Here is a 20,853-nt window from a genome sequence, read left to right as displayed (position 1 = left end):
CGGGGGCCGCGACCCGCCGTCGGCGCTCGCCGTTCCGGGCGGTGTTAACACGTCTGTATCGACCCTCCGGACTGGTTACAAGCCGGATAACTACTACCGAAACGGCCGACCCGTCTCGCATGATCGAGTGCACCAACTGCGAGACCGCCCAGTTCCTCCAGATCACCCAGAGCCGGGTCTACTTCCAGGACGGCGAGATGATAAACGAGATCACCGAGAAGTACGAGTGCACCCTCTGTGGCGGCACGGGGCGGTACACCTACGAGGAGGACGGCGAGCGCACCGCCGTCTCCGGCGACGTCCAGGTGACCAAGGAACGCCCCAAGTTCGCCTGACCGGTCGTCCCGCTCGAATCGCCTCACCACTGTCGGGCGTCTCGCACTCGCACTCGCGCTCTTTCGTCGACGCTCCCTTCCGATCCCGGGAGTCGTCTCAGTCTTCCCCGTCTCGATCGTCCGCTGCCGACCGCTGGCGCAGGGCCGACGCCTCGCGTCGCTCCGGTTCCCGCCGGCGCTCGCCGCGGCGGTACTGCCGTCTGGCGACGGCGGCCTTCCGCCGGGTGGTGTCCCACTCCTCGAACAGGCCGTACTCGGTCATCGTCTCCATGCCCGCGATGGCGGCCGTCAGCTTGATCCCGATCAGCGGAATCTCCGCGACCGAGACGATCACGTCCGCCCGGAGGACGGCCCCGTCACGCAGGAGCACGTCGAGGACGTCGACCAGCGCGTCCTCGTTTCTGGTCGGCTCCACGCGCTACCCCCTCCCGCCGGCGGAGCCGGCGTCGGTCTCGTCCCCGAGGTCCGGGACGAACGTGTACGGCGGCCACGGCCCCGTGAACCGCACCTCGATCCCCGGCTCGGCCGCCACGTCGTCGAGCACCGATCCGACCGCGTCCTCCCGGTCCTCGCGTGCGAGGACCGTCAGCCGGCAGACCGTCTCGCCCGCCTCGTCGCTCCCGTCCGCCTCGTCGAGCGTCGCGGCCGGCGACCGGTCGAGTTCGTGGACCTCGCGGGCGGGCCCCGCCAGCCGCTCGCGGAGGTCGGCCGCCAGTGCCTCCCGGCGGTCCCGCCGTAGCTCGGCGGCCCGCCGGTCGTAGCGCTTCTCCAGGAGGAACGCCGTCCCCTCGGCGGCGTCGTCGATCCGCTCGCGGAGGCCCGCCAGTCGCTCGTCGTCCGCTTCGAGGGCGGCCGCGTCGACCGGGTCGGTCCGGACGACCTCGATCCGGTACTCCCAGTGGCCCGCCAGCGATCCGAGGACGTCCGCGAGCGTCTCGCGCTCCTCGCGGAGCCACTCGCGGACGGTCCCGTCGTCGCCGCGGACGATGGTGTCGAACTGGAACGGCAGCGGGGTGCCAAAGCGCTCGGCGGCCGCGTCGACGACCGACTGGTGGCGGACGAGCCAGCGGCGGATCTCCCCGAGGTCGGCGGAGTCGTACAGCCCCTCGCAGGCGTGGACGACCGCGCCGACGCCGTCGACGGCGACGAGCGAGACGGGTTCGTCTTCGAGGCCCGTCACGCCCTCGAACGCGTCGGCGTCGTCCGCCTCGGCGCGGACGACGCAGTAGACGTACCGGCCCTCGTCGAACTCCGGCGGCTCTTCCGCCGCGTCCTCCGCCGTCTCCGGGCCGCCGTTCTCGACCGCTCGCCCGACGTCGTCGGTCACTCCTCGTCACCCCCGTAGACGGTGTAGCCCGGCCCGCTTGCCTCCGGATCGTCGAAGCGTTCGATGGCGTCCGCGACGAGGCCGTCGAGGTCGCCCCGGAGGTCGGCGACCCCCTCCTCGATCCCCTCGTCGCGTTTCAACTGTTCGATCTCGGCTTCGATCCGGGCGAGTTGGCTCCCGAGACGTTCGACATCCTCGTCGGAGAGCTTCCCGGAGTCCATCCGGCGGACGGCCTCCCGCTCCAGGGCTTCGACCAGTAGTTCGACGACGGTCACGACGAGCGTGACGAGTCCCTGCCGGGCGTCCGCCTCGTCGCCGACGTCGATCTTAGCCATCCTCGGCCTCCGGGTCGTCTTCGGCCCCGTCGGCTTCCGCCTCGTCGGCGTCGCCCTCGCCCGCCTCTTCGTCCTCCTCGTTTGGCTCCCACTCCTCGGGGTCTCCCTTCGTCGTGTCGCTCACGAGGTCGGTCCCCGTCCCGCCGAGCGTCCCGGGGTCGGGTCGGACGCCGACGTGTTCGGTTCCGCGCTCGGTGCCCCCGTCGTGGCCGTACGAGCCACCGTCGTTCGCGGTCTCGGTCTCCTCGCCGTCGCCGTCTTCCTCGTCGTCCCCTTCGGCCGTCACGTTCACCCCGCGGGTCGGGTCGACCGGCGCGGCGGGCCGCTCGCGCTCGGCGAGTTCGGGATCGCCGGCGGCCTCCGCGACGCGGCGCATGTCCGTCCCCTCGGGAAATTCGAGGCCGTACTTCGCGGCCGTCTCGAAGGAGGCGATCGCCGCCCGGATCTGGATGCCGAGCAGTTGCGTGTCGCCGATCGAGACGGCGACGTCGGCGTTGATAACGATTCCCTTGTCGAGGAGCATCTCGACGACCTCGGCGAGGTCGGTCTTCTGTCTGCTGGGTTGGAAGTCTCTCACTCGTTGTCACCTCGGCGTTTCTCGAGTTCGCGCTCGAACCGCGAGCCGTAGATCCGGTCGAACCCCGGCGCGGTCGAGTACTTCACCTGGCGCGGCACCGTCGAGAGGCGGTCGGCCGCGCGCATGTCGGCCCGTTCGATCGGCATCGTCGAGGCCGCCGTCGGGTTCCGCGAGTGGGTGCTCGCGTCCTCGCGGCGCAGGTGCTCCCGGTTGAAGTCGTACACCTTCTGGAACTTCCCGTGGACGACGAGCAGCGCCTCGCGGAACTCCTCGATGCTCGCGACCGCCCGGTCCTGGACCATCCGCTGGTAGGCTTCGGTGTCCTCGGCGTCCAAGCCGAACTCCTCGCCCTCGGCCGGGTCGAGCGAGCCGACGCCGAACTCGTCGCTCGCGGCCTCTTTGCCCTCTGCCACCAACTCCTCGCCCTCCTCGACGGCGGTTTCGAGCATCCCGCCCTCGTCGTCGCCGACGGCGTCGGTCGCCTTCCCGAGGATGCCGTCGTCCTCGCCGCCGTCGCCGCCGTCGCGTACGTTCCCGACCGCCTCCTCGAATTCGTTCGCCTCCCGCGAAATCTCGACGACGTTCCCGACGTCCAGCAGCTCCCGCAGGTTGATCGCCCGGAGGAGCCGGCGGACGCGCACCACCTCGTCGGCCTCGCCCTCGGCGATGGCGTCGGGAATCTCGCCCGTCTCGACCGCCTCGACCAGTTCCTCCTCGTCGACCGCGTCGGGGAGTTCGGCGAGGTCGATCGACGCGAGCAACTCCTCGGCCTCGCGGGCGACCCGTTCGAGGCGGTCGAGGCGGTCGATCACCGACCCCAGGTGCTCCTCGTCGGGGTCTACGAGGTCGTCGATCGAACGGAGCGCGTCCTCGAGGCCGTCGAGGCCCTCCGCGGCGGCCTCGGTCACCGCCTCCGCCCCCTCGTTCGGGTCAGTCATCGGCTGGCCTCGCCCGGACGGTGAGCACGCCGTTGTTGACCCGCGCCTCGGCCGTCGACCCCTCCCACGGCAGGTCGACGCGTTCGAGCGGCCGATCCTCGACGGCGACGACCAGCACGTCGTCGTCGAAGCCGACGGTGACGTCGTCGGGGTCGACGCCGGCGACGTCCGCCGTGACGAGCAGTTCGTCCCCGTGGCGGCGGGTCGTGAGGTTGTACCGGTCCGCGCTGGCGGTTCGCCCCGACGACCCCCGTTCCGGCGCGGACGGTCGGGTCCCCGACGGGCGACGCCCGGGCGGGCCCCCTTCCTCGGGGTCGCGGCGCCGGTCGTCGATCGCGTCGAGGCCCGTCCGGATCGAGACGTCGTAGTCGAAGCGCCGGCCCCGGCCGCGGTGCTCGGACGACGAGTACCGGTCGAGGCGCTCTAGCGCGTCCAGCAGACTGGCGATCCAGTTGCCGTCGCGACGGTCGTCGGTCGGTTCGTCTGGCGGGTCGTCGGGTGGGTCGTCTACCATTATCGTTTCACCTGGACGCGGCCGCTGGTGAGTTCCTCGTGGACCTCGCGGGCGATTTCGAGTTCCGTCTCCAGTTCCTCCTTCCGTCGGCGGTACTCCTCCTCGGAGCGCTCGCCGAGTTCGTACAGCAACTGGTTCTCCTTGAGGTCGTCCTCGATGGCGTCGACGTCGTACAGTTCGTCGAGCGCCATCGTGTGCAGGGCGTCGACGATGCCGACGAACGGCCGGAACAGGAGGTCGTCGAGGACGAACATCACTGGGCCCCCACGTGGACGTCGACGAAGCTGTACGGGGCGAACGGGCCCGAGTACCGGAACGTCAGGTCGTCGTGTTCGTCTTCGAGGCGCGCGACGGCCTCGTCGAAGGCCTCCCGGTCGTCGCGGGCGACGAGGAACGTCCGATTGTAGACGAGGCGGTCGCTGAACAGGTCGCCGTCGACGGCGTCCTCGGCGAGCGGGGCGAGTTCGTCGTCGACGGCCGCGGCGACCGCCTCCCGGTCGACGGCGTCGTCCTCGTCGCGGACGATCTTCAGGCCGAGTTCGACCGCCCCCCGCACGTCGCGCATGGCCCGCCGGAACGCCGGGCGCGCGCCCCGGAGGACGTTCTTCAGCGCCCGGTCGCTCTCGAAGGCCATGCCGAACTGCATCGGGACGACCGTTCGCCCGCCGTCGTGTTCCATGATCTCCCGGAGCACCTCGTCGTGACGCTTGGCGTCCTCGTCGGTCTCCTCGGGATCGGTCGTGTCGACGTCCGAGACGATGGCCGCCAGCCGGCCGTGGGTGATCGGGTAGACGCGCTCGCCGCCGCGGACGGCGTCGGTCTCGAACTCGACGGCGTCCTCGTCGCGAACGATCCCGTAGACGTACCGGCTGTTCGCCTCGGACCGTGCTGACTCGTTCATAACTCTGAGACGTGGCCTCGCACCGTCACCGTCCGGCGGCTGTCGGCGCGCCGGCGACGTGCGCGACTCTCGGTGGCCGGTTCGGCTTCCCGGTGCCTTACGGTGGTGCTTGCAGCCGCGCGGTGTCGGCTCGCTTGCACCAGCACCCCGAACCGTCATACGTGTCGCTGTCGGACGAACGGACGCATCATGGCACAACCAACGCGCCGGCCGGACTCCTCGAGCCTCGCGGAGGTACTCGATCGCATCCTCGACAAGGGCGTCGTCATCGACGTCTGGGCGCGCGTCTCCGTCGTGGGGATCGAGCTCCTCACAGTCGAGGCGCGAGTCGTCGTGGCGTCGGTGGACACCTTCCTCCACTACGCCAAGGAGATATCGAAGATCGAACGGGCGACCGCCGAGGGGGACATGGAGTCCCTCGAGGAACTCGATATCGAGACCCGTCCCGAGTCGTCGCCGATCACGGCGGAGATGCAACAGCAGGGCTAGCGACGAGGCGTCGCGGGCGGATCTCGCCGTGATCGTCGCCGTCGGCGCTCCGCCGACCCTCGCCGGAACCCCCGGCGGGGGCCACCGATGTGGACCGACACATGGCCGAAGCAGACGCGCAATCCGACTCCGAACCCGAGCGGTGTAAGGCGCTGACAGCCGAGGGTGAGCGCTGTTCGCGACCGGCCCGGGAGAACGGCTTCTGTTACCAGCACGACGAGAGTGATCCGACAGTGAGCGAAACCGAAACCGAGAGCGAAGGGGAACCGGACGACCAGAGCACCGCCGCGGCCGAGAGCGAGGTCGACCCAAGCGGCGTCGAGACCACCGATCCCGGCGACGTCGACACGAGCGACCTCGACGTCGAGGTCGACGACGAGCGGGTCGAGGGCCTGCTCGCGGTCCGCCGGACGGTCGAGCGGACCGCCGGGCAGATCATCGGCCGGAAGTTCGACGGCGTAAGCGAGATCACGCCCACCGAGGACGGCTGGCGCGCCGTCGTCGAGGTGGTCGAGCGCTCCTCGATCCCCGACACCATGGACGTCCTCGGCCGCTACGAGGTCGACCTGACCGAGGACGGCGTCATCGAGGGCTACCGCCGGATCGACCGCTACCGCCGGGGCGACACCGTCGAGTACGAGTCCGGCTGACAGGCCTCGCTCGGAATCGGAACGCCGCCCCGGCCGCCCGCGCTCCCCCCTGCCGCCAGACGAGTCCTCGGGTCCCGGCGCCGACCGGCGCGCGGGCGCGCGGTTTCCGCCGATCCAGCACCTTTTTCCGCGTCGGGCGGTCCCCCTCTCGTATGGATCCGGCGCTCGGTCCACCGGAGGCGATGGCCGAACGGCGCGAGGAACTGACGCCGATGATGGCCCAGTACCACGACCTCTGTGCGCGCTACGACGACGCCATCGTCCTCTTTCAGGTCGGCGACTTCTACGAGACCTTCTGTGGCGCCGCCGAGCGCACCGCGCGCCTGCTCGAACTCACGCTCACCAGCCGCGAGGACTCCACCGGCGAGTACCCGATGACCGGCATCCCGGTCGACAACGCCGCCTCCTACATCGAGGAACTGCTGGAGGCCGGCTACCGGGTCGCCGTCGCCGATCAGGTCGAGGAACCCGGCGAGTCCCCCGGCGTCGTCGAGCGGGCGGTCACCCGCGTCATCACCCCCGGGACGCTCACGGAGGACGAACTGCTCTCCAGCGCGGACAACAACTTCGTCGCCGCCGTCGCCCGCGAGGACGGCGAACTCGGACTCGCCCTGCTCGACGTCTCCACTGGCGACTTCCTCGCGACGGGCGCGACCTCGCGGGAGGCCATCGCCGACGAGGTGAGCCGGTTCGACCCCGCCGAGGCCGTCGTCGGCCCCGACGCGCCGGCGGCCCTCTTCCCCGACGACTGCATGGTGACGCCGTTCGAGGCGGCCGCCTTCGACCGCGAGCGGGCCGGCGAGCGCGTCGCCGCCTACTTCGGCGATCCGGACGCGCTGCTGGCCGGCGACGCCGAGATCCGCGCCTGCGGGGCCTTGCTCGCCTACGCGGAGTACGCCCGCGGCGGCGCGGCCGGGGAGGAAGACGGTGACGCGGACGGGAACGAGGACGACGCGGACGGCGACGGCCGCCGCCTCGAGTACCTCACGCACCTGACCCGGTACGACCCGCGGGAGTACCTGCTGCTCGACGCCGTCGCGCTGCGCAGCCTCGAACTGTTCGAACCCCGCGCGGTCCACGGCCGCGAGGACGCCACCCTCGTCGGCGTCCTCGACGAGACCGCCTGCGCGCTCGGGAGCCGCAAACTCCGGGACTGGATCCGCCGGCCGCTGCTCGACCCCGACCGGATCGAGGCGCGACTCGACGCCGTCGAGGAACTGACGGGCGCGGTCCGGACCCGCGAGCGACTCCACGGCCTGCTGCGGGACGTCTACGACCTCGAACGGCTCATCGGGCGGATCTCCCGCGAGCGGGCGAACGCGCGTGACCTGCGCTCGCTGCGGGACACGCTCGCGGTCGTCCCCGAGGTGCGGGCGGAACTCGCCGACGCCGAGTCCGACCGCCTGCGGGACCTCCGCGACGCGCTCGACCCCCTCGCGGACGTGCGCGACCTGATCGACCGGGCGATCGTCGCCGACCCGCCGCTGGAGATCACCGAGGGCGGGATCGTCGCCGAGGGGTACGACGAGGACCTCGACCGCCTGCGCGAGACCGCCCGCGACGGGAAACGCTGGATCGACGACCTCGAAGAGCGCGAGCGCGAGCGGACCGGCATCGACTCCCTGAAGGTCGGCTACAACTCCGTTCACGGCTACTACATCGAGGTGACCAACCCGAACCTCGACTCGGTGCCCGAGGACTACCGGCGCCGCCAGACGCTGAAGAACGCAGAGCGGTTCGTCACGCCCGAACTCGAGGAGCGCGAGGACGAGATCGTTCGCGCGGAGGGCCGGGCCGACGAGCGCGAGTACGAACTGTTCCGCGAGGTCCGCCGGACGGTCGCCGACGAGGTCGAGCGCGTTCAGGCGCTGGCGGAGGCGGTCGCGACGCTCGACGCGCTGGTCTCGCTGGCGACCGTCGCCGCCGAGTACGACTACTGCCGGCCGGAGGTCGTCGACGGCGACCCCGAACTCGCGATCGAGGCCGGACGCCACCCGGTCGTCGAGCGCACCCAGGAGTCGTTCGTCCCGAACGACGTCGGCCTCTCGCCGGACCGGCGGCTGGCGGTCATCACCGGCCCCAACATGTCGGGGAAGTCGACGTACATGCGGCAGGTGGCGCTGATCGTCCTGCTCGCGCAGGTGGGGAGTTTCGTCCCCGCGCGGGCGGCCCGCCTCGCGCCCGTCGAGCGGATCTTCACCCGCGTCGGCGCCAGCGACGACATCGCGGGCGGTCGGTCGACGTTCATGGTCGAGATGGACGAACTCGCGACGATCCTCCGGGAGGCCGACGAGCGCTCGCTGGTCCTGCTCGACGAGGTCGGCCGCGGGACGAGCACGGCCGACGGCCTCGCCATCGCGCAGGCGATGGCCGAGCACCTCCACGACGAGGTGGGCGCGACGACGCTGTTCGCGACCCACCACCACCCCCTCACCGAACTCGCCGAGGACCTCCCGGCCGCGTTCACCCTCCACTTCGAGGCGAGCGAGGCGGACGGCGAGGTCGTCTTCCACCACGAGATCGCCCCCGGCGCCGCCGAGGGCTCCTACGGCGTCGAGGTCGCCACCGCGGCCGGCGTCCCCGACCCCGTCGTCGAACGATCGCGGGAACTCGTCGCGGCGGCGAGCGAGGCGGCCGACGCGGACGCCGGCGAACGCCGGAGCGAGGGCGGGGAGTCCGCGACGGCCCGCGCGTCCGACCGGGCGCCCGCCGACGCGGCGGCCGACGGCGGCGAGCGAACCGCCGGGTCGGACCTTCGCTCCGACGTCGGCGACGCCCCCACCGACGTCGCGGCCGAACTCCGGGAACTCGACGTGGCCCACCTGACGCCGGTCGAGGCGCTCACGGAACTCGACCGGCTGAAGCGCCTGCTGGAGGAGTGATCGGCGGCGGTGGGGGTCGGGCGCGCCGCGTTGCACAAAATTTCGTGCGCTTTCCGATCGGTCGAATCGGGGCTGCGTTTTACGGCCGGCCGCGGGGTGGTACGTCCACCATGACCGGCGACGACCGCGTGACGCGCCGCGCCCTGCTGGGGGCGTCGGGCGGGGCGCTCGCGGCCCCGTTCGCGCTCGCGGGGGACGTGCGGGCGGACGACGAGGAGGACGAGCGACCGCACCGCCGCTGTCCCGAGGCGACGCTCCGGCCGTCGATGACGTCCTGTCCGGGGTCGAACGCGGACGGATGTGCGGACGACGACCCCGAAACCGAGCGCCTGCGGGGCGCGGTCGAGCGGACGATCGAGCGTCGCTACCCGACGGTCGGCGCGCTGCTCGACGCGGGGTTCGTCCCGTACTTCGACACCCTCGTCTCCGGCGAGTCGGGCGGCTACTCCCACTGGCTGCACCCCGAGTTCGTCGGCGACGACACCGTCCTCGATCCCGGGCGACCCGAGGCGGTGCTCGTGGACGACGAGCGGTGGCGGCCGATCGGCGCCATGTTCGTCGCGACGCGCTCGGGCGAGCGGGTCGAGCGACCGCCCGACGTCTACCGTGGGGAGGCCGAAGACGGCGGCCGGTGCTCGCCGTGGCACGCCCACGCGGGCCTCCCCGGGCGGTTCGCCTGGTGGTACTACCGGCAGGTCTACGAGGACGCCGCCAGCGAGGGCGAGGTGCTCCCCGACTGCCGGACGCCGTGTATGCTGCACGTCTGGACGGTCTCCCACCCCGAGGGGACCTACGCGCACGACGTCCCGCCGCCGGAGTACCGGGGCGGGCCGGACGCGGAACCCGCCGGCTTCGAGACGGCGGCCGATCCCGGGACCGACGTGCTGGGGTGGGACGCGCTGCCCGACGACGCGGTGCCCGACGAGACGCCGGCCGAACTGTTCGCCGAGTGGGCGCGGTAGCCGCGTCGCGACTCAGTCGCCGACCGTCGGCTCGAGCGGGACGAATTCGAGGCCGTGGCGGGCCAGCAGCCGCTCGGCCCGGTCGGTCACGGATGGGGCCACGAGAATCCCGCGGACCGCGGCGTCGGCGTGGAGGTCCCGCGAGAGGGCGTCGACGTACCGGCGCAGTTGGCTCACGGCGTCGGGGCCGACCCGGCGGCGCTTGAGTTCGACGACGACGGCGTTCCCGTCGTCGTCCTCGCCGTAGACGTCGATGGCGCCGGCGGACGTGTCGCGCTCGGTCGCGAGGGGGGTAAATCCCGGTTCGAGCAGGTCGGGGTCGTCGAGGATGCGGTCGCGGAGGTCCGCCTCGGTGCCGACCAACGCGAGTTCGCCGGGGTCGTCCATCGCGAACGTCGACACCTGGACGACCCGTTCGAAGGTGACGAGCAGGCGCTCGTCGGGCGTCGAGCGAAGGCTGCGCAGGCACAGCGCGCCGTCGGCGCAGAACGCCTCGTGCTCGCAGCCGGGGGGCTGCCAGTTCACCGGCTGCTGGCCCTCGGCGGTGTGGACCAGCGCCGCGCCGTCGGGCTTGAGCATGACGTGCCTGTCGCCGGCGTCGAGCGTGCTCGACGCCCGGCCGTCGTAGTCGACGGTACACCGGCCGAAGACGGTGACGAGCGCGCCGCGGGCGATCCCGTCGTCGATCGCGTCGCGGGCGGCCTCGGGCGAGGGCGCTTCGAGGGTTCGAACCGGGGGCTCTCGTTCGCTCGCGGTCACTGCGACGGGGTAGCCCGCCGACGACCAAAAGGGCCCCGACCCTGGGCCGGCCGCAGGGGGCCGTTTCGACGCGCGAGGCCGGAGACAAGGCTTATTCGCGTTCGCGTGACGTTGTCGAAACGTGATGGACGGTTTGCCCTCCCGCCGCGGGTTCCTCCGGTTGACGGGCGCGAGCGCCGCGGTCTCGGTCGCGGGGTGCAGTCAGCTTCAGGCCGACGAGGACGCCGGGTCGACCGCCGGCGCGATCACCGCGGTCGTCGAGCCGCCGGAGGCGGAGCTCGCGGCGATCCAGGAGACGGTCGCGGCGGAACTCGATGCCGGCGACCTCGACCGCGAGGAGGCGCAGGCCGAGATGCAGCGGCGACAGAGGGAACTGGTCGAGGAGACGGCAGCCGAGTTCCAGTCGACGGCCGAGGCCGACGCGGACCTCGAAATCGAGGACTCGGTGCTCGAGATGGGACTCTTCCTGCTCGACGCGTCCGCCGAGGCGCTCGTCGGGACGCTCAGGGACGGCTCGGTCGACGCGCTGCTGCCCGGCGAGGCGTTCGCCGAGCTTCAGGCGCAGGCGCCGTAACCCGCTCCCGGTCACTCGACGGCGAACGGACTCTCGCGTTCGGTCCAGTTCCAGCCGGGCAGTCGCTCCTGGAAGCCGGCGGCCAGCGCCGCCTCGAGGTCGTCGACGCCGGCGTTCTCGTCGGCGGGGCCGTGGACCCGCAGGTCGGCGTAGTGGAACGTCGCCTCGCCGAGGGTGCGAAGCGGCTGGCGGCCGGCGACGGTCGCGGCGAGTTCGCGCCCGAGCAGTTCGTCGACGACGAAGCCGGGGTAGTCGCCCTCGACGTCGAGGTCGCGCAGGAGCGCGACCAGCGCGGCGACGTTCACCGCGAGGTCGCCGTCGGCGAAGACGTCGTCGACCGCCTCGCGGTAGGCGGCCTCGTTCACGGGGTCGACGTCCGTCTCGAATAGCTCGCCCAGTTCGTCGCGGACCTCGTTGATCACGGGGACGACCCGGTCTGCCCGGTCGGCCACCCAGTCGCGTTCCTCGGCGACGCGTCGCGGTGTGAGTCGCATACCGACCGTTCGTGGCGCCCCGTACTCACTTTTGCGAAGGCTTTTATACCACGCAAGGAATAGGCTCGGGTAAGCGGGTTCTCCCTGGAATCTTCCCGCACGAACCAGGACACACCTGGGAGCGTGCTCGTCACGGCACGGACACACCACACGATGATCCGGGACGGCGACCCATTGATGAACCAGCCCGTGTGGCCCCGCTTCGGGCGACGCGCGCCGACGGCGGCGACGCCGTCGCGCGGCCACGGGACCCGAGACGACCCGCTCTCCCGCGCGTACGGCTCGAGACGCACGATTCCCCGTCGACGAGTCCGTGCGAGCCACATTCGGCGACTATGAGCACTGTAGAGCAGCAACTCGACGATCTGAAAGCAGAGATCACGAGCGAGTTACCGAGCGACATCTCGGTCTCCTCGGTGAAGTACGAGGGCCCCGAACTGGTGGTCTACACCCGGGATCCGAAGAAGTTCGCCCGACAGGGCGACCTGATCCGCAAACTCGCGAGCAAACTGCGCAAGCGGATCACGGTCCGGCCGGACCCGAGTGTCCTCTCGCGGCCCGGCGACGCCCGCGAGCAGATCATGGACGTCATCCCCGACGAGGCCGGCGTCACCGACCTCGACTTCCACGCCGACACCGGCGAGGTCGTCATCGAGGCCGAGAAGCCGGGCATGGTGATCGGCCGTCACGGCTCGACCCTGCGCGAGATCACCAAGACCGTCGGCTGGACCCCCGAGGTCGTCCGCACGCCGCCCATCGAGTCGTCGACCGTCTCGAACGTCCGGAACTTCCTCAAACAGGAGCGCGACGACCGCCGGGACATCCTAGAGAAGGTGGGCCGACAGATCCACCGCGAGGAGATGTCCGACGACGAGTACGTCCGCATCACGACCCTCGGCTGCTGCCGCGAGGTCGGCCGCGCCTCCTTTATCCTCTCGACGCCCGAGACGCGCATCCTCATCGACTGCGGGGACAAACCCGGCGCCGAGGGCGAGGTGCCGTACCTCCACGTCCCCGAGGCGCTCGGCGCGGGCGCCCAGAACTTGGACGCCGTCGTGCTCACCCACGCCCACCTCGACCACTCCGCGCTCATCCCGCTTTTGTTCAAGTACGGCTACGACGGCCCCATCTACTGTACCGAACCCACCCGCGACCTGATGGGCCTGCTCACCCTCGACTACCTCGACGTCGCGGCCAAGGAGGGCCGCTCTCCGCCCTACGAGTCCGAGCAGGTCCGCGAGGCGATCAAACACACGATCCCGCTGGAGTACGGCGACGTCACCGACATCGCGCCCGACGTCAAACTCACCTTCCACAACGCCGGCCACATCCTCGGCTCGGCCGTCTCGCACTTCCACATCGGGGACGGCCTCTACAACGTCGCCTTCTCCGGCGACATCCACTACGAGGACACCCGCCTGTTCAACGGCGCGGTCAACGACTTCCCGCGGGTGGAGACGCTCGTGATGGAGTCGACCTACGGCGGGCGCAACGACTACCAGACCGACCAGGAGGACTCCGAGCGCAAACTCAAGCAGATCATCAGGGAGACCGCCGAGCGCGGCGGGAAGGTTCTCATCCCGGCGTTCGCGGTCGGTCGCTCCCAGGAGATCATGCTCGTCCTGGAGGAGGCGATGCGCGAGGGCGAGATTCCCTCGATGCCCGTCCACCTCGACGGCATGATCTGGGAGGCGACCGCCATCCACACCACCTACCCCGAGTACCTCCGGGACGACCTGCGCGACCGCATCTTCCACGAGGACGAGAACCCCTTCCTCGCCGACGAGTTCAACCACATCGACGGCGGCGAGGAGGAGCGTCAGGACGTCGCCGACGGCGACCCCTCCATCATCCTCTCGACCTCCGGGATGGTCACCGGCGGCCCCATCATGTCGTGGCTCGGCCACATCGGCCCCGACCCGGACTCGACGATGGTCTTCGTCGGCTACCAGGCCCAGGGCACCCTCGGCCGACGCATCCAGAACGGCTGGGACGAGATTCCCGTCAGCGAGGTCGGCCGGATGGGACGCAACGGCGGCAACGGCCGCGGCACCCTCTCGCTGGACGTCGACGTCGAGACGGTCGACGGCTTCTCCGGCCACGCCGACCGCGCCGGCCTCGAGAACTTCGTGAAGACGATGAACCCCCGCCCCGAGAAGGTGCTCTGTGTCCACGGCGACGAACGCTCCACCCAGGACCTCTCCTCGGCGCTGTACCACAAGTTCAACATGCGCACCTTCGCGCCGAAGAACTTGGAGACGTTCCGCTTCCTCTGAAGAGAACCCTCGCTCGGCCCTGGCGGGCCTCGCTCGCCGTTTCAATTTCCGCCAGACCCGTAACGCGGCGCGCGGGTCCGCACGCCGCTCGGAGGCCAGCCTTCCCCCGTGTCGCGCGCGGTCGCTGGAATCGCGACCGCGCGCGACGGCCGGTTGGTCGGTCGAGTACTCGTTTTTCGCCGGTTGGTCGATCGGTCGTTTTTGAGGGCTGGCCGACCGCGTCCCGATGGACGGTCGGCCGGACGTGGCAACCGCGCGCCAGAATTGTTAGAGAAAATTTATGTCGTAGCCGCGCCCACGCTAACGGGCATGGACGAGATCACCATCACGACGACGGACAGTCTCGACGGGTACGAAGTAGTGGAGTACCTCGGCGTCGTCTCGGGAGAGGCGATCATCGGTGCGAACGTGGTGAGCGACATCGCCGCCGGCATCCGGGACGTCGTCGGCGGGCGGAGCGGTTCCTACGAGAAGAAGGTCGAGGCCGGCCGCGAGGAGGCCATCGCCGACCTCCGGGCGGAGGCGGCGGACCTCGGCGCGGACGCCGTCGTCGGCGCGACGTTCGACTACGAGGAGATGGCAGAGGGAATGCTGTGGGTCAACCTCTCCGGGACCGCCGTCGAGACGCGCCGGGAGTAGGCCCGCGGATCGGTTTTAGGGCGGTTTCGACGGCTATTCGACGCTCGGAGTCGTCGGCACGCGTATGAGCCAACACGCGGTCGTCCTCGCCGTCGTCGCCATGCTCGGCTGGGGGGTCTGGACCGTCCTCGCGAACGAGGCGACGCGGACGATCGATCCCGAGATCGCCATGGTGCTGTCGTACGCGACCGGCGTCGCCGTCGCGCTGGGGTACGTCGCGGTCCGGGGCGAGCCGGTCACCCTCGAACGGACCGGCGTCGGCCTCGCGCTCGCGGCCGGCGTCTTCGCCGGGATCGGCGCCGTCGCCTTCTACGCCGGACTCTCCTACGGGCGGGCGAGCGTCGTCACGACCGTCTCGGCGCTGTACTTCGTCGTCGCGGCCGTCCTCGGCGTGCTGGTCCTCGGCGAGACCCTCGTCCTGAAGGACGCCGCGGGCATCGCCTTCGCCGTCCTCGCGGTCCTGTTGCTCGCGAACTGAAGGTCGGCGTCAGTCGGCCTCGGGCGCCGCCGCGGGGTCGACGACCTCGCCCGTCTCGGGGTAGACGCCGACCTGCTCGCACAGGTCCGCCAGCGGACACGCCTCGGGGTCGTCGAGACAGGCCGGCTTCCGGGCCGTGCAGTACTCGCGGCCGAACTGGATCGTCGCGGTGTGACCGAAGCCGCACTTCGCGGCCGGCACGTCGGCTTCGAGGACCTCGCGGACCCCCTCGTGGTCGGCGTCGGCCGGCGCGACGCCCATCCGGCGGTAGATCCGGTGGACGTGGGTGTCGACGGGGAAGACCCCCGCGCGGCCGCCGGCGAACAGCAACACGCAGTCGGCGGTCTTCGGGCCGACGCCGCGGACCGACAGCAGCGTCTCGCGGACCTCCTCGGGGTCGCCGTCCCTGGCGAACGCGTCGAACGCCGCCGCGGAGCCGAACTCCGCGACGACCCACTCGGCCACCTCGATCAGCGTCTTCGACTTCCGGTTGTACAGGCCCGCGGAACTGATCGTCTCGGCGAGGACGCTCCGCTCGGCGTCGGCGAGGGCGTCGGCCAGATCCGCGTCCGCACCGCCGTAGCGCTCGATCAGCGCGTCGTGTGCCGGCTGGCTCGCCACGTCGCTCGTGTTCTGGCTGAGGATCGTCCGGACGAGACACTCGAAGCCGTCGCGGCCGCCGTAGGTCTTCGTCCAGTACAGTTCGCCCAGCCGGTCGACGACGGCCTCGGCGCGGGTGTCGGCCGCCGCGGGGTCGAACTCGGCGGCGGCCCCGCCGCCGTCCGGCCCGCCGCTGATGTTCACGGCGGGTTCGGGATCTGGCTCCTCGCTCATGCCCCGGGGTACGAACCCGGGCGACAAAACGGCGGTGACTCGCGGCTACTCGACCGTGATCGTCACCGTCGCCTCGGCGCCGTCGGCGAGCGCCGCCACGAGGTCGCGGTCGAACCCCTCGGCGGCGAACGCGGCGCCGACGAGGACCGTTCGCTCGTCGACGTACTCGCTGGTCCGGCCGACGGCGCTGCGCTCGCTGGCGAACTCGAGGTCGGGGTCGCCCCGGCCGACGACCGAATCGCGGTGGCCGCCGGCCTCGACGGTGACGGTGATCGCCGCCGACGCGTCCCGGCAGGCCTCGACGAACGCGGGGTCGAAGTCCGCGGGCGCGCGGTCGGCGTCGACCGCGAGGATGCAGTCGCCGGCGGGCGTGAGGTAGTCGTCGGTCGTCACCTCGAACGTGCTCGCGTGTGCGGCGCTGACGTGTTCGTGGCCGCGGGCGCGGATGACCTCCTCCAGTGGGTCGCTCATGTCCAGTCGGTCGGCCGTCGCGGGGAAAACGGGATCGGATCTAGACGAGGCTCGCGCCGTCGAACTCGCCGCGTTTGTACTCGACGTCCATCAGGTCGAGGATGGTCGGCGCGATGTCGTAGAGGTCGGCGCCGTCGAGCGTCGCGTCGGGGTCGTCGACGAACAGCGCGGTGTCGTCGAAGCTGTGCATCCCGTTTCGCGGGCCGGTGGCGAACACCTCGGAGTCGGCCCTGAAGCCGGCCTTGAAGTCGAACCCCTTCGTCGGGATGGCGACGAGGTCGGGGGCGATCTCGTCGTGGTCGCCGCGGAACACCTCCTCCTTCTCGACGACGCGGTCGACGACCTGCCGGCCGTCGGGCCCTTCGAGGGTCTCGAGCATCGCCTTGAGTTCGTCGCGGACGTCGTCGTACTCCGCCTCGGGGACGGTGCCGCGGGGCTCGCGACCTTCGAGGTTGACGTAGAACCGGCCGGGGATGAACGAGTAGGCCGTCGTCTCGTCGGCGACGTCGTCGAGTTCCTCGGGGTCGTCGGTCCGGAACGAGAGCCACCCCTGCTCGCGGAGCCACTCGTTGAAGTGGACCTCGTAGTCCAGCGAGGTGAAGCCGTGATCGGAGGCGACGATCAGGGTGACGTCGTCCGCGAGCGCCTCCCGCAGGCGGCCGACGTACTCGTCGACCTTCCGGTAGAACTCGAGGAACGCCTCCTTGTACTCGCCGTCGCGCTCGTAGTCTTTGAACAGGAAGTGGTTGACCCGGTCGGTGGTCATGAAGACGCCGAAGAAGAGGTCCCAGTCGTCCTCCTCGACGTAGTGTTCGAACGCCTCGAACCGGGCGTCGAGCGTCGCGTGGGCGTCCTCGACGAAGTCGGTCTTGTCCTCCTCGTGGCCGAGTTTCGGGTCGACGTCGATCCGGTAGCCGATCGAGTCGAGGTACTCCCGGACGTCGTCGGGGTAGGCCGCCTTCTCGAGGCCGGGCGAGAGGAAACCCGAGACCATCCGCTGGACGTCACGCTGGGGCGGGAAGGTGACGGGGACGTTCATCACGGTCGCACGCCGGTTTGCTTCCTCGACGCGGTCCCAGACGCGGGGGGCCTGTACCTCCCGTCCCATCGGGACGTAGGTCTCGTAGGTGCCGACCTCGCGGTCCTGAAAGCCGTAGACGCCCGTCTCGCCGGGGTTGACGCCCGTCGTCAGCGACGGCCAGCAGGCGCTCGACTCGGGCGGGACGATGCTCGAGATCTCGCCCGCCGTCCCCTCGTCGGCGAGTGCCGCGAAGTTGGGAAAGAGTTCCGGGTTGTCGGAGAGGAGACTGTACGGCACGCCATCAATTCCGACGAAAGCGACGCGAGGGTCTCCGTCACCCCGCAGCCGGTCGAATAGTCCCATGGGGGGTCGTAGTCCGACCGCATACAAGAAGGTTCGTCTCGGGACACTGTTTTCGAGAACGAGCGACGCGCCGCGAGCGGCCCCGAGAGCGGACGTGGACGGCCGTCTCGTCGTCCGCGCCGACCCCGCCGGTCGTCAGTCCCGACGGCCGTCCGACGCGTCGGGGTCGAAGTTCGTCGGGACGACGGTGGGGTGGGCGATGCCCGTACCGGGTTCGGATGCCTCGGGCGTCGAGTCCGACGACCGAGAGGGGTGCTCGCTCGTTGCCATGACGTTCGGGACTAGCACGGCCACCGGAATAAAATTACCCATGCTCATAACGCATCGGCGACTGCGTGCGAATAACTACCGGGTATCGGGCGGCGCTCACCGGTTCCACGGCGCGCGTTCGAAGTCGACCGTCCGCGTTCGCTCCTCGATGGCGTCGATGCGCTCGATCGCCTCGGGCGGGAGCGAGAGATCCAGCGCCTCGACGTTCTCGCGGACGTGCGCTTCGGTCGCGGCCTTCGGGATGGGGACGACGCGGTCGTTCGAGGCCAGCCACGCGAGGGCGATCTGGGCGGCCGTCGCGTCGCGGTCCGCGGCGACCTCGCGCAGGACCGGGTGCGACGTCACCGCTCCCTTGGCCAGCGGGGAGTACGCCACGAGGTAGTGGCCGCGCTCGCGGGCCAGCGCCCGCAACTCGGACTGTGGGAGCATCGGGTGGCACTCGACCTGGTGGGCGAACAGCGGCGAGTCGAGACGTTCGAGCGCCTCCGAAAGCAGCGCCGGCGTGAAGTTCGAGAGCCCGACGTGGCGGATCACGCCCTCGTCGCGGAGGTCGTCGAACGCGGCCAGCGTCTCGGCGGGGTCGTACGTCCGGATCGGCCAGTGGACGTACAGCAGGTCGACGACGTCGACGCCGAGTCGGTCGCGACTCGCGCGGGCGCTCTCGACCGCGTCGTCGTACGCGAGGTTGCGCGAGTCGACCTTGGTGGCGACGAAGACGTCCGCCGGGTCGACGTCCGCCCGCGCGATCCCCTCGCCGACGGCCGCCTCGTTCCCGTACATCTCGGCGGTGTCGACGTGCCGGTAACCGAGTTCGAGCGCCGTGTGAACGCTCTCGGCGCACTCCTCGGGGTTCGTGTTCCCGTACGTGCCCAGTCCGATCGGGGGAAGGTCGTCGGCGGTCACGCTCGCACCTGCCGTCCGGATCCGCATAGTCGTTTCCGGTACCGAAGTTACGTAGAACGTGTGGTACTGTGGACGGTCGAACGCCGCGGCGGTCGTCCGGACGACGGCGCGTCGGAGGTGGAGAGACGGTGCGACGCGTTCGGATCGAAGCGGGAGACTACCCGAAGTGTTCCTCGTAGAGGTCCTGGGCGTGCTCGATCGCGTCGTAGGCGGCCTGTCGGTCCTCCCAGCCCTGCGTTTCGACTTCCTTGCCCGCCTCGAGGTTCTTGTAGGTCGCGAAGAACTCGTCGATCTCGTCGCGGGTCTGCTGGGGGATGTCCTCGAGGTCCTCGATGTGGTCGAACCGGGGGTCCTCGGTGGGGACGGCGACGACCTTGTCGTCCTGCTCGCCGTCGTCGTCCATCTTCATCAGCGCGACGGGGCGGGCTTCGATGACACAGCCGGGGAACGTCTGGTCCTCGACGAGAACGAGCACGTCGAAGGGGTCCTCGTCGTCGTAATAGGACTGCGGGATGAACCCGTAGTCGGAGGGGTAGTGGACGTTGCTGTGGAGCACCCGGTCGAGGACGACGCCGGGGACGTCCTTGTCGTACTCGTACTTGTTGCGCTCGCCTTTGAGACACTCGACGACAGCGTAGATGGTCTCCGGCGGGTTCGGTCCCGTCTCGAGGTCTTCCCAGAGGTTCACCATACACGCTCACGTCCGCGGTGGATCAAAAAGTACTTTCGTAATCGAGTTGGAGGGTTAGGTGACGGCTGCCAGACAACCGGCCGACGAGTGCCGATCCGGGCCACGGGCACGGCACCCCCTGTCGGCCGGGCGATAACCGGTCGTTACCGCACACGAATAGTTGGCAAACCTTAAATAGTCTGGTGACATTTGCACACCTATGTCAGAGGCACAATCAATCACCGGCGAACAGAGCATCGCTCGCGACCTTACAGCGTTCCAGAACAACATCCTCGTCATTCTGGCGAAGGAACCGATGTACGGTCTCGCCATCAAACGGGAACTAGAGGATTACTACGGCACCGAGGTCAACCACGGTCGGCTGTACCCCAACCTCGACGAACTGGTCGATCTCGGACTGGTCGAGAAGAGTGAACTCGACAAGCGCACCAACCAGTACACGCTGACCGACGACGGCTACGCGGCCGTCCTCGACGGGATCCAGTGGACGCTCTCGAAGGTCGTCATCGACGAGGAGCGTGCCGACGAGATCCGCGAGATCGTCGACGAGAGCTACTGACCGCCCGCTTCGGGTAGCGGTTCTCCGGCCGTCTCGAAGACGAGTTCGATCGACTCCTCGATCGCCTCTCGTTGGGCCTCGGACGGCCACGCGTTTCGCACGAAGTACTCCGTGAGAAACTCCGCTAGCTCGTCGGCCGTCGCCGACTCGATCGGCTTGGCGTAGTGGTTGCCCATGAAGTCCGCGAGCGCCGCCGCGTTCGCGCCGTGGACGTCGCCGTGGGCCTCGCGGACCGCGTCGACGAGTTCGCGGTTGTGCGCGTCGACGTTCTCCCAGTCGTCGGGGTCGCCGGCTCCGTCGAGGGGGATCTCGATTCCCCGCGAGAGATCCTCGATGCGGTCCGTCCGGACCACGCCGTCGTCGAGCCACTCGTCCGGATGGACGACGAGCACCTCGCCCGCGTCGTCCTCGCGGACGCGGGCGACGAACCCGCGGGCCGCGAGCAGTTCCTCGCGGCGACGTTCGTACACTTCCCGCTCGGCGTCGTCGACCGCCCGGCGCGCGAGGCGGGTCAGCCGCTCGGCCTCGTCGACGACGTCCGCGGGGAGTTCGTCGCCGTCCGTCGATTCCCCCTCCGCGTCGCGACGCTCGCTCATGTCGGCCGAGCCTAC

General features: G+C 70.3%; 27 protein-coding genes. 10 read left to right on the top strand and 17 right to left on the bottom strand.

What is annotated here, in order from left to right; genetic code table 11:
- Positions 1–119 precede the first annotated feature (119 nt).
- Positions 120–335: a hypothetical protein gene (locus tag NKG98_RS09745; protein WP_254765729.1), complete on the top strand. Its 216-nt coding sequence runs from the start codon at positions 120–122 to the stop codon at positions 333–335.
- 97 nt (positions 336–432) lie between these two features.
- On the opposite strand, the gene gvpM is transcribed toward NKG98_RS09745, so the two are convergent.
- The 8 genes from gvpM to NKG98_RS09705 are packed head-to-tail and all read right to left on the bottom strand — an operon-like array spanning position 433 to position 4,927.
- Positions 433–750: a gas vesicle protein GvpM gene (gene gvpM / locus NKG98_RS09740; protein WP_254765728.1), complete on the bottom strand. Its 318-nt coding sequence runs from the start codon at positions 748–750 to the stop codon at positions 433–435.
- Positions 751–753: 3 nt separating this feature from the next.
- Entirely contained in the window at positions 754–1,662 is a 909-nt protein-coding gene (gvpL, locus tag NKG98_RS09735; RefSeq protein WP_254765727.1) for a gas vesicle protein GvpL, read from the bottom strand.
- Complete coding sequence (locus tag NKG98_RS09730) at positions 1,659–1,997, bottom strand: gas vesicle protein K (protein ID WP_254765726.1); 339 nt, start codon at positions 1,995–1,997, stop codon at positions 1,659–1,661. The genes gvpL and NKG98_RS09730 overlap by 4 nt, the downstream gene beginning before the upstream one ends.
- Positions 1,990–2,520 carry a gas vesicle protein gene (locus NKG98_RS09725; RefSeq protein WP_254769458.1) on the bottom strand — a complete coding sequence of 177 codons (531 nt, stop codon included), beginning with the start codon at positions 2,518–2,520 and terminating at the stop codon, positions 1,990–1,992. The genes NKG98_RS09730 and NKG98_RS09725 overlap by 8 nt, the downstream gene beginning before the upstream one ends.
- A 50-nt stretch (positions 2,521–2,570) precedes the next feature.
- Positions 2,571–3,512, bottom strand: a complete 942-nt coding sequence (locus tag NKG98_RS09720) for a hypothetical protein (protein WP_254765725.1) — start codon at positions 3,510–3,512, stop codon at positions 2,571–2,573.
- On the bottom strand, positions 3,505–4,026 hold the full coding sequence (locus NKG98_RS09715) for an Hsp20/alpha crystallin family protein (protein WP_254765724.1): 522 nt from the start codon (positions 4,024–4,026) through the stop codon (positions 3,505–3,507). Before NKG98_RS09715 ends, NKG98_RS09720 begins: the two co-directional genes overlap by 8 nt.
- Positions 4,026–4,280, bottom strand: coding sequence for a gas vesicle protein GvpF (gene gvpF, locus NKG98_RS09710; protein WP_254765723.1), 255 nt, complete (start codon positions 4,278–4,280; stop codon positions 4,026–4,028). Before gvpF ends, NKG98_RS09715 begins: the two co-directional genes overlap by 1 nt.
- Entirely contained in the window at positions 4,280–4,927 is a 648-nt protein-coding gene (locus tag NKG98_RS09705; RefSeq protein WP_254765722.1) for a GvpL/GvpF family gas vesicle protein, read from the bottom strand. Before NKG98_RS09705 ends, gvpF begins: the two co-directional genes overlap by 1 nt.
- Positions 4,928–5,116: 189 nt before the next feature.
- Between NKG98_RS09705 and gvpA the strand changes: the two genes are divergently transcribed.
- From gvpA to NKG98_RS09685, 4 genes are all read left to right on the top strand, one after another.
- Positions 5,117–5,416 carry a gas vesicle protein GvpA gene (gene gvpA, locus NKG98_RS09700; protein ID WP_254765721.1) on the top strand — a complete coding sequence of 100 codons (300 nt, stop codon included), beginning with the start codon at positions 5,117–5,119 and terminating at the stop codon, positions 5,414–5,416.
- A 101-nt stretch (positions 5,417–5,517) separates the two neighbouring features.
- On the top strand, positions 5,518–6,066 hold the full coding sequence (gene gvpO / locus NKG98_RS09695; protein ID WP_254765720.1) for a gas vesicle protein GvpO, halophile-type: 549 nt from the start codon (positions 5,518–5,520) through the stop codon (positions 6,064–6,066).
- Positions 6,067–6,218: 152 nt separating this feature from the next.
- On the top strand, positions 6,219–8,948 hold the full coding sequence (mutS, locus tag NKG98_RS09690; protein WP_254765719.1) for a DNA mismatch repair protein MutS: 2,730 nt from the start codon (positions 6,219–6,221) through the stop codon (positions 8,946–8,948).
- A 110-nt stretch (positions 8,949–9,058) separates the two neighbouring features.
- The gene (locus tag NKG98_RS09685) at positions 9,059–9,910 is read left to right on the top strand and encodes a hypothetical protein (RefSeq protein WP_254765718.1); all 852 of its coding nucleotides are present in this window, start codon (positions 9,059–9,061) and stop codon (positions 9,908–9,910) included.
- A 12-nt stretch (positions 9,911–9,922) separates the two neighbouring features.
- Here NKG98_RS09685 and nucS read toward each other — a convergent pair whose 3' ends face one another.
- Positions 9,923–10,669 (bottom strand): endonuclease NucS, encoded by a 747-nt coding sequence (nucS, locus tag NKG98_RS09680; RefSeq protein ID WP_254765717.1) that lies wholly within the window; start codon positions 10,667–10,669, stop codon positions 9,923–9,925.
- 124 nt (positions 10,670–10,793) lie between these two features.
- Between nucS and NKG98_RS09675 the strand changes: the two genes are divergently transcribed.
- Positions 10,794–11,243 carry a hypothetical protein gene (locus NKG98_RS09675; protein WP_254765716.1) on the top strand — a complete coding sequence of 150 codons (450 nt, stop codon included), beginning with the start codon at positions 10,794–10,796 and terminating at the stop codon, positions 11,241–11,243.
- Between the two features lie 11 nt (positions 11,244–11,254).
- Here NKG98_RS09675 and NKG98_RS09670 read toward each other — a convergent pair whose 3' ends face one another.
- Positions 11,255–11,737, bottom strand: coding sequence for a DUF7984 family protein (locus NKG98_RS09670; protein ID WP_254765715.1), 483 nt, complete (start codon positions 11,735–11,737; stop codon positions 11,255–11,257).
- 335 nt (positions 11,738–12,072) lie between these two features.
- Between NKG98_RS09670 and NKG98_RS09665 the strand changes: the two genes are divergently transcribed.
- The 3 genes from NKG98_RS09665 to NKG98_RS09655 all read left to right on the top strand — a co-directional run bounded on the left by NKG98_RS09665 (position 12,073) and on the right by NKG98_RS09655 (position 15,130).
- Complete coding sequence (locus tag NKG98_RS09665) at positions 12,073–14,013, top strand: beta-CASP ribonuclease aCPSF1 (protein WP_254765714.1); 1,941 nt, start codon at positions 12,073–12,075, stop codon at positions 14,011–14,013.
- 309 nt (positions 14,014–14,322) lie between these two features.
- Positions 14,323–14,652 carry a YbjQ family protein gene (locus NKG98_RS09660; RefSeq protein ID WP_254765713.1) on the top strand — a complete coding sequence of 110 codons (330 nt, stop codon included), beginning with the start codon at positions 14,323–14,325 and terminating at the stop codon, positions 14,650–14,652.
- Positions 14,653–14,716: 64 nt separating this feature from the next.
- Positions 14,717–15,130, top strand: coding sequence for an EamA family transporter (locus tag NKG98_RS09655; RefSeq protein ID WP_254765712.1), 414 nt, complete (start codon positions 14,717–14,719; stop codon positions 15,128–15,130).
- Positions 15,131–15,139: 9 nt separating this feature from the next.
- Here NKG98_RS09655 and NKG98_RS09650 read toward each other — a convergent pair whose 3' ends face one another.
- The 6 genes from NKG98_RS09650 to NKG98_RS09630 form a co-directional block, all read right to left on the bottom strand.
- Positions 15,140–15,964: an endonuclease III domain-containing protein gene (locus NKG98_RS09650; RefSeq protein ID WP_254765711.1), complete on the bottom strand. Its 825-nt coding sequence runs from the start codon at positions 15,962–15,964 to the stop codon at positions 15,140–15,142.
- 45 nt (positions 15,965–16,009) lie between these two features.
- Positions 16,010–16,423 carry a DUF371 domain-containing protein gene (locus NKG98_RS09645; RefSeq protein WP_254769457.1) on the bottom strand — a complete coding sequence of 138 codons (414 nt, stop codon included), beginning with the start codon at positions 16,421–16,423 and terminating at the stop codon, positions 16,010–16,012.
- Positions 16,424–16,475: 52 nt separating this feature from the next.
- Entirely contained in the window at positions 16,476–17,819 is a 1,344-nt protein-coding gene (locus NKG98_RS09640) for an alkaline phosphatase family protein (RefSeq protein WP_254765710.1), read from the bottom strand.
- A 135-nt stretch (positions 17,820–17,954) separates the two neighbouring features.
- Entirely contained in the window at positions 17,955–18,089 is a 135-nt protein-coding gene (locus tag NKG98_RS18995) for a hypothetical protein (protein ID WP_256558409.1), read from the bottom strand.
- Between the two features lie 96 nt (positions 18,090–18,185).
- Positions 18,186–19,019: an aldo/keto reductase gene (locus NKG98_RS09635; protein WP_425504329.1), complete on the bottom strand. Its 834-nt coding sequence runs from the start codon at positions 19,017–19,019 to the stop codon at positions 18,186–18,188.
- A 130-nt stretch (positions 19,020–19,149) separates the two neighbouring features.
- The gene (locus NKG98_RS09630; protein ID WP_254765708.1) at positions 19,150–19,683 is read right to left on the bottom strand and encodes an inorganic diphosphatase; all 534 of its coding nucleotides are present in this window, start codon (positions 19,681–19,683) and stop codon (positions 19,150–19,152) included.
- 199 nt (positions 19,684–19,882) lie between these two features.
- Between NKG98_RS09630 and NKG98_RS09625 the strand changes: the two genes are divergently transcribed.
- Entirely contained in the window at positions 19,883–20,242 is a 360-nt protein-coding gene (locus NKG98_RS09625; RefSeq protein WP_254765707.1) for a PadR family transcriptional regulator, read from the top strand.
- Here the strand turns inward: NKG98_RS09625 and NKG98_RS09620 are convergent.
- The gene (locus NKG98_RS09620; RefSeq protein ID WP_254765706.1) at positions 20,236–20,838 is read right to left on the bottom strand and encodes a DUF7108 family protein; all 603 of its coding nucleotides are present in this window, start codon (positions 20,836–20,838) and stop codon (positions 20,236–20,238) included. The genes NKG98_RS09625 and NKG98_RS09620 overlap by 7 nt on opposite strands.
- Positions 20,839–20,853: the final 15 nt, after the last annotated feature.

It is taken from the genome of Salinilacihabitans rarus (assembly GCF_024296665.1).
GTDB lineage: Archaea > Halobacteriota > Halobacteria > Halobacteriales > Natrialbaceae > Salinilacihabitans > Salinilacihabitans rarus.
Note: the sequence above shows the minus strand (reverse complement) of the source record. Positions and strands in the feature narration are given on the sequence as shown.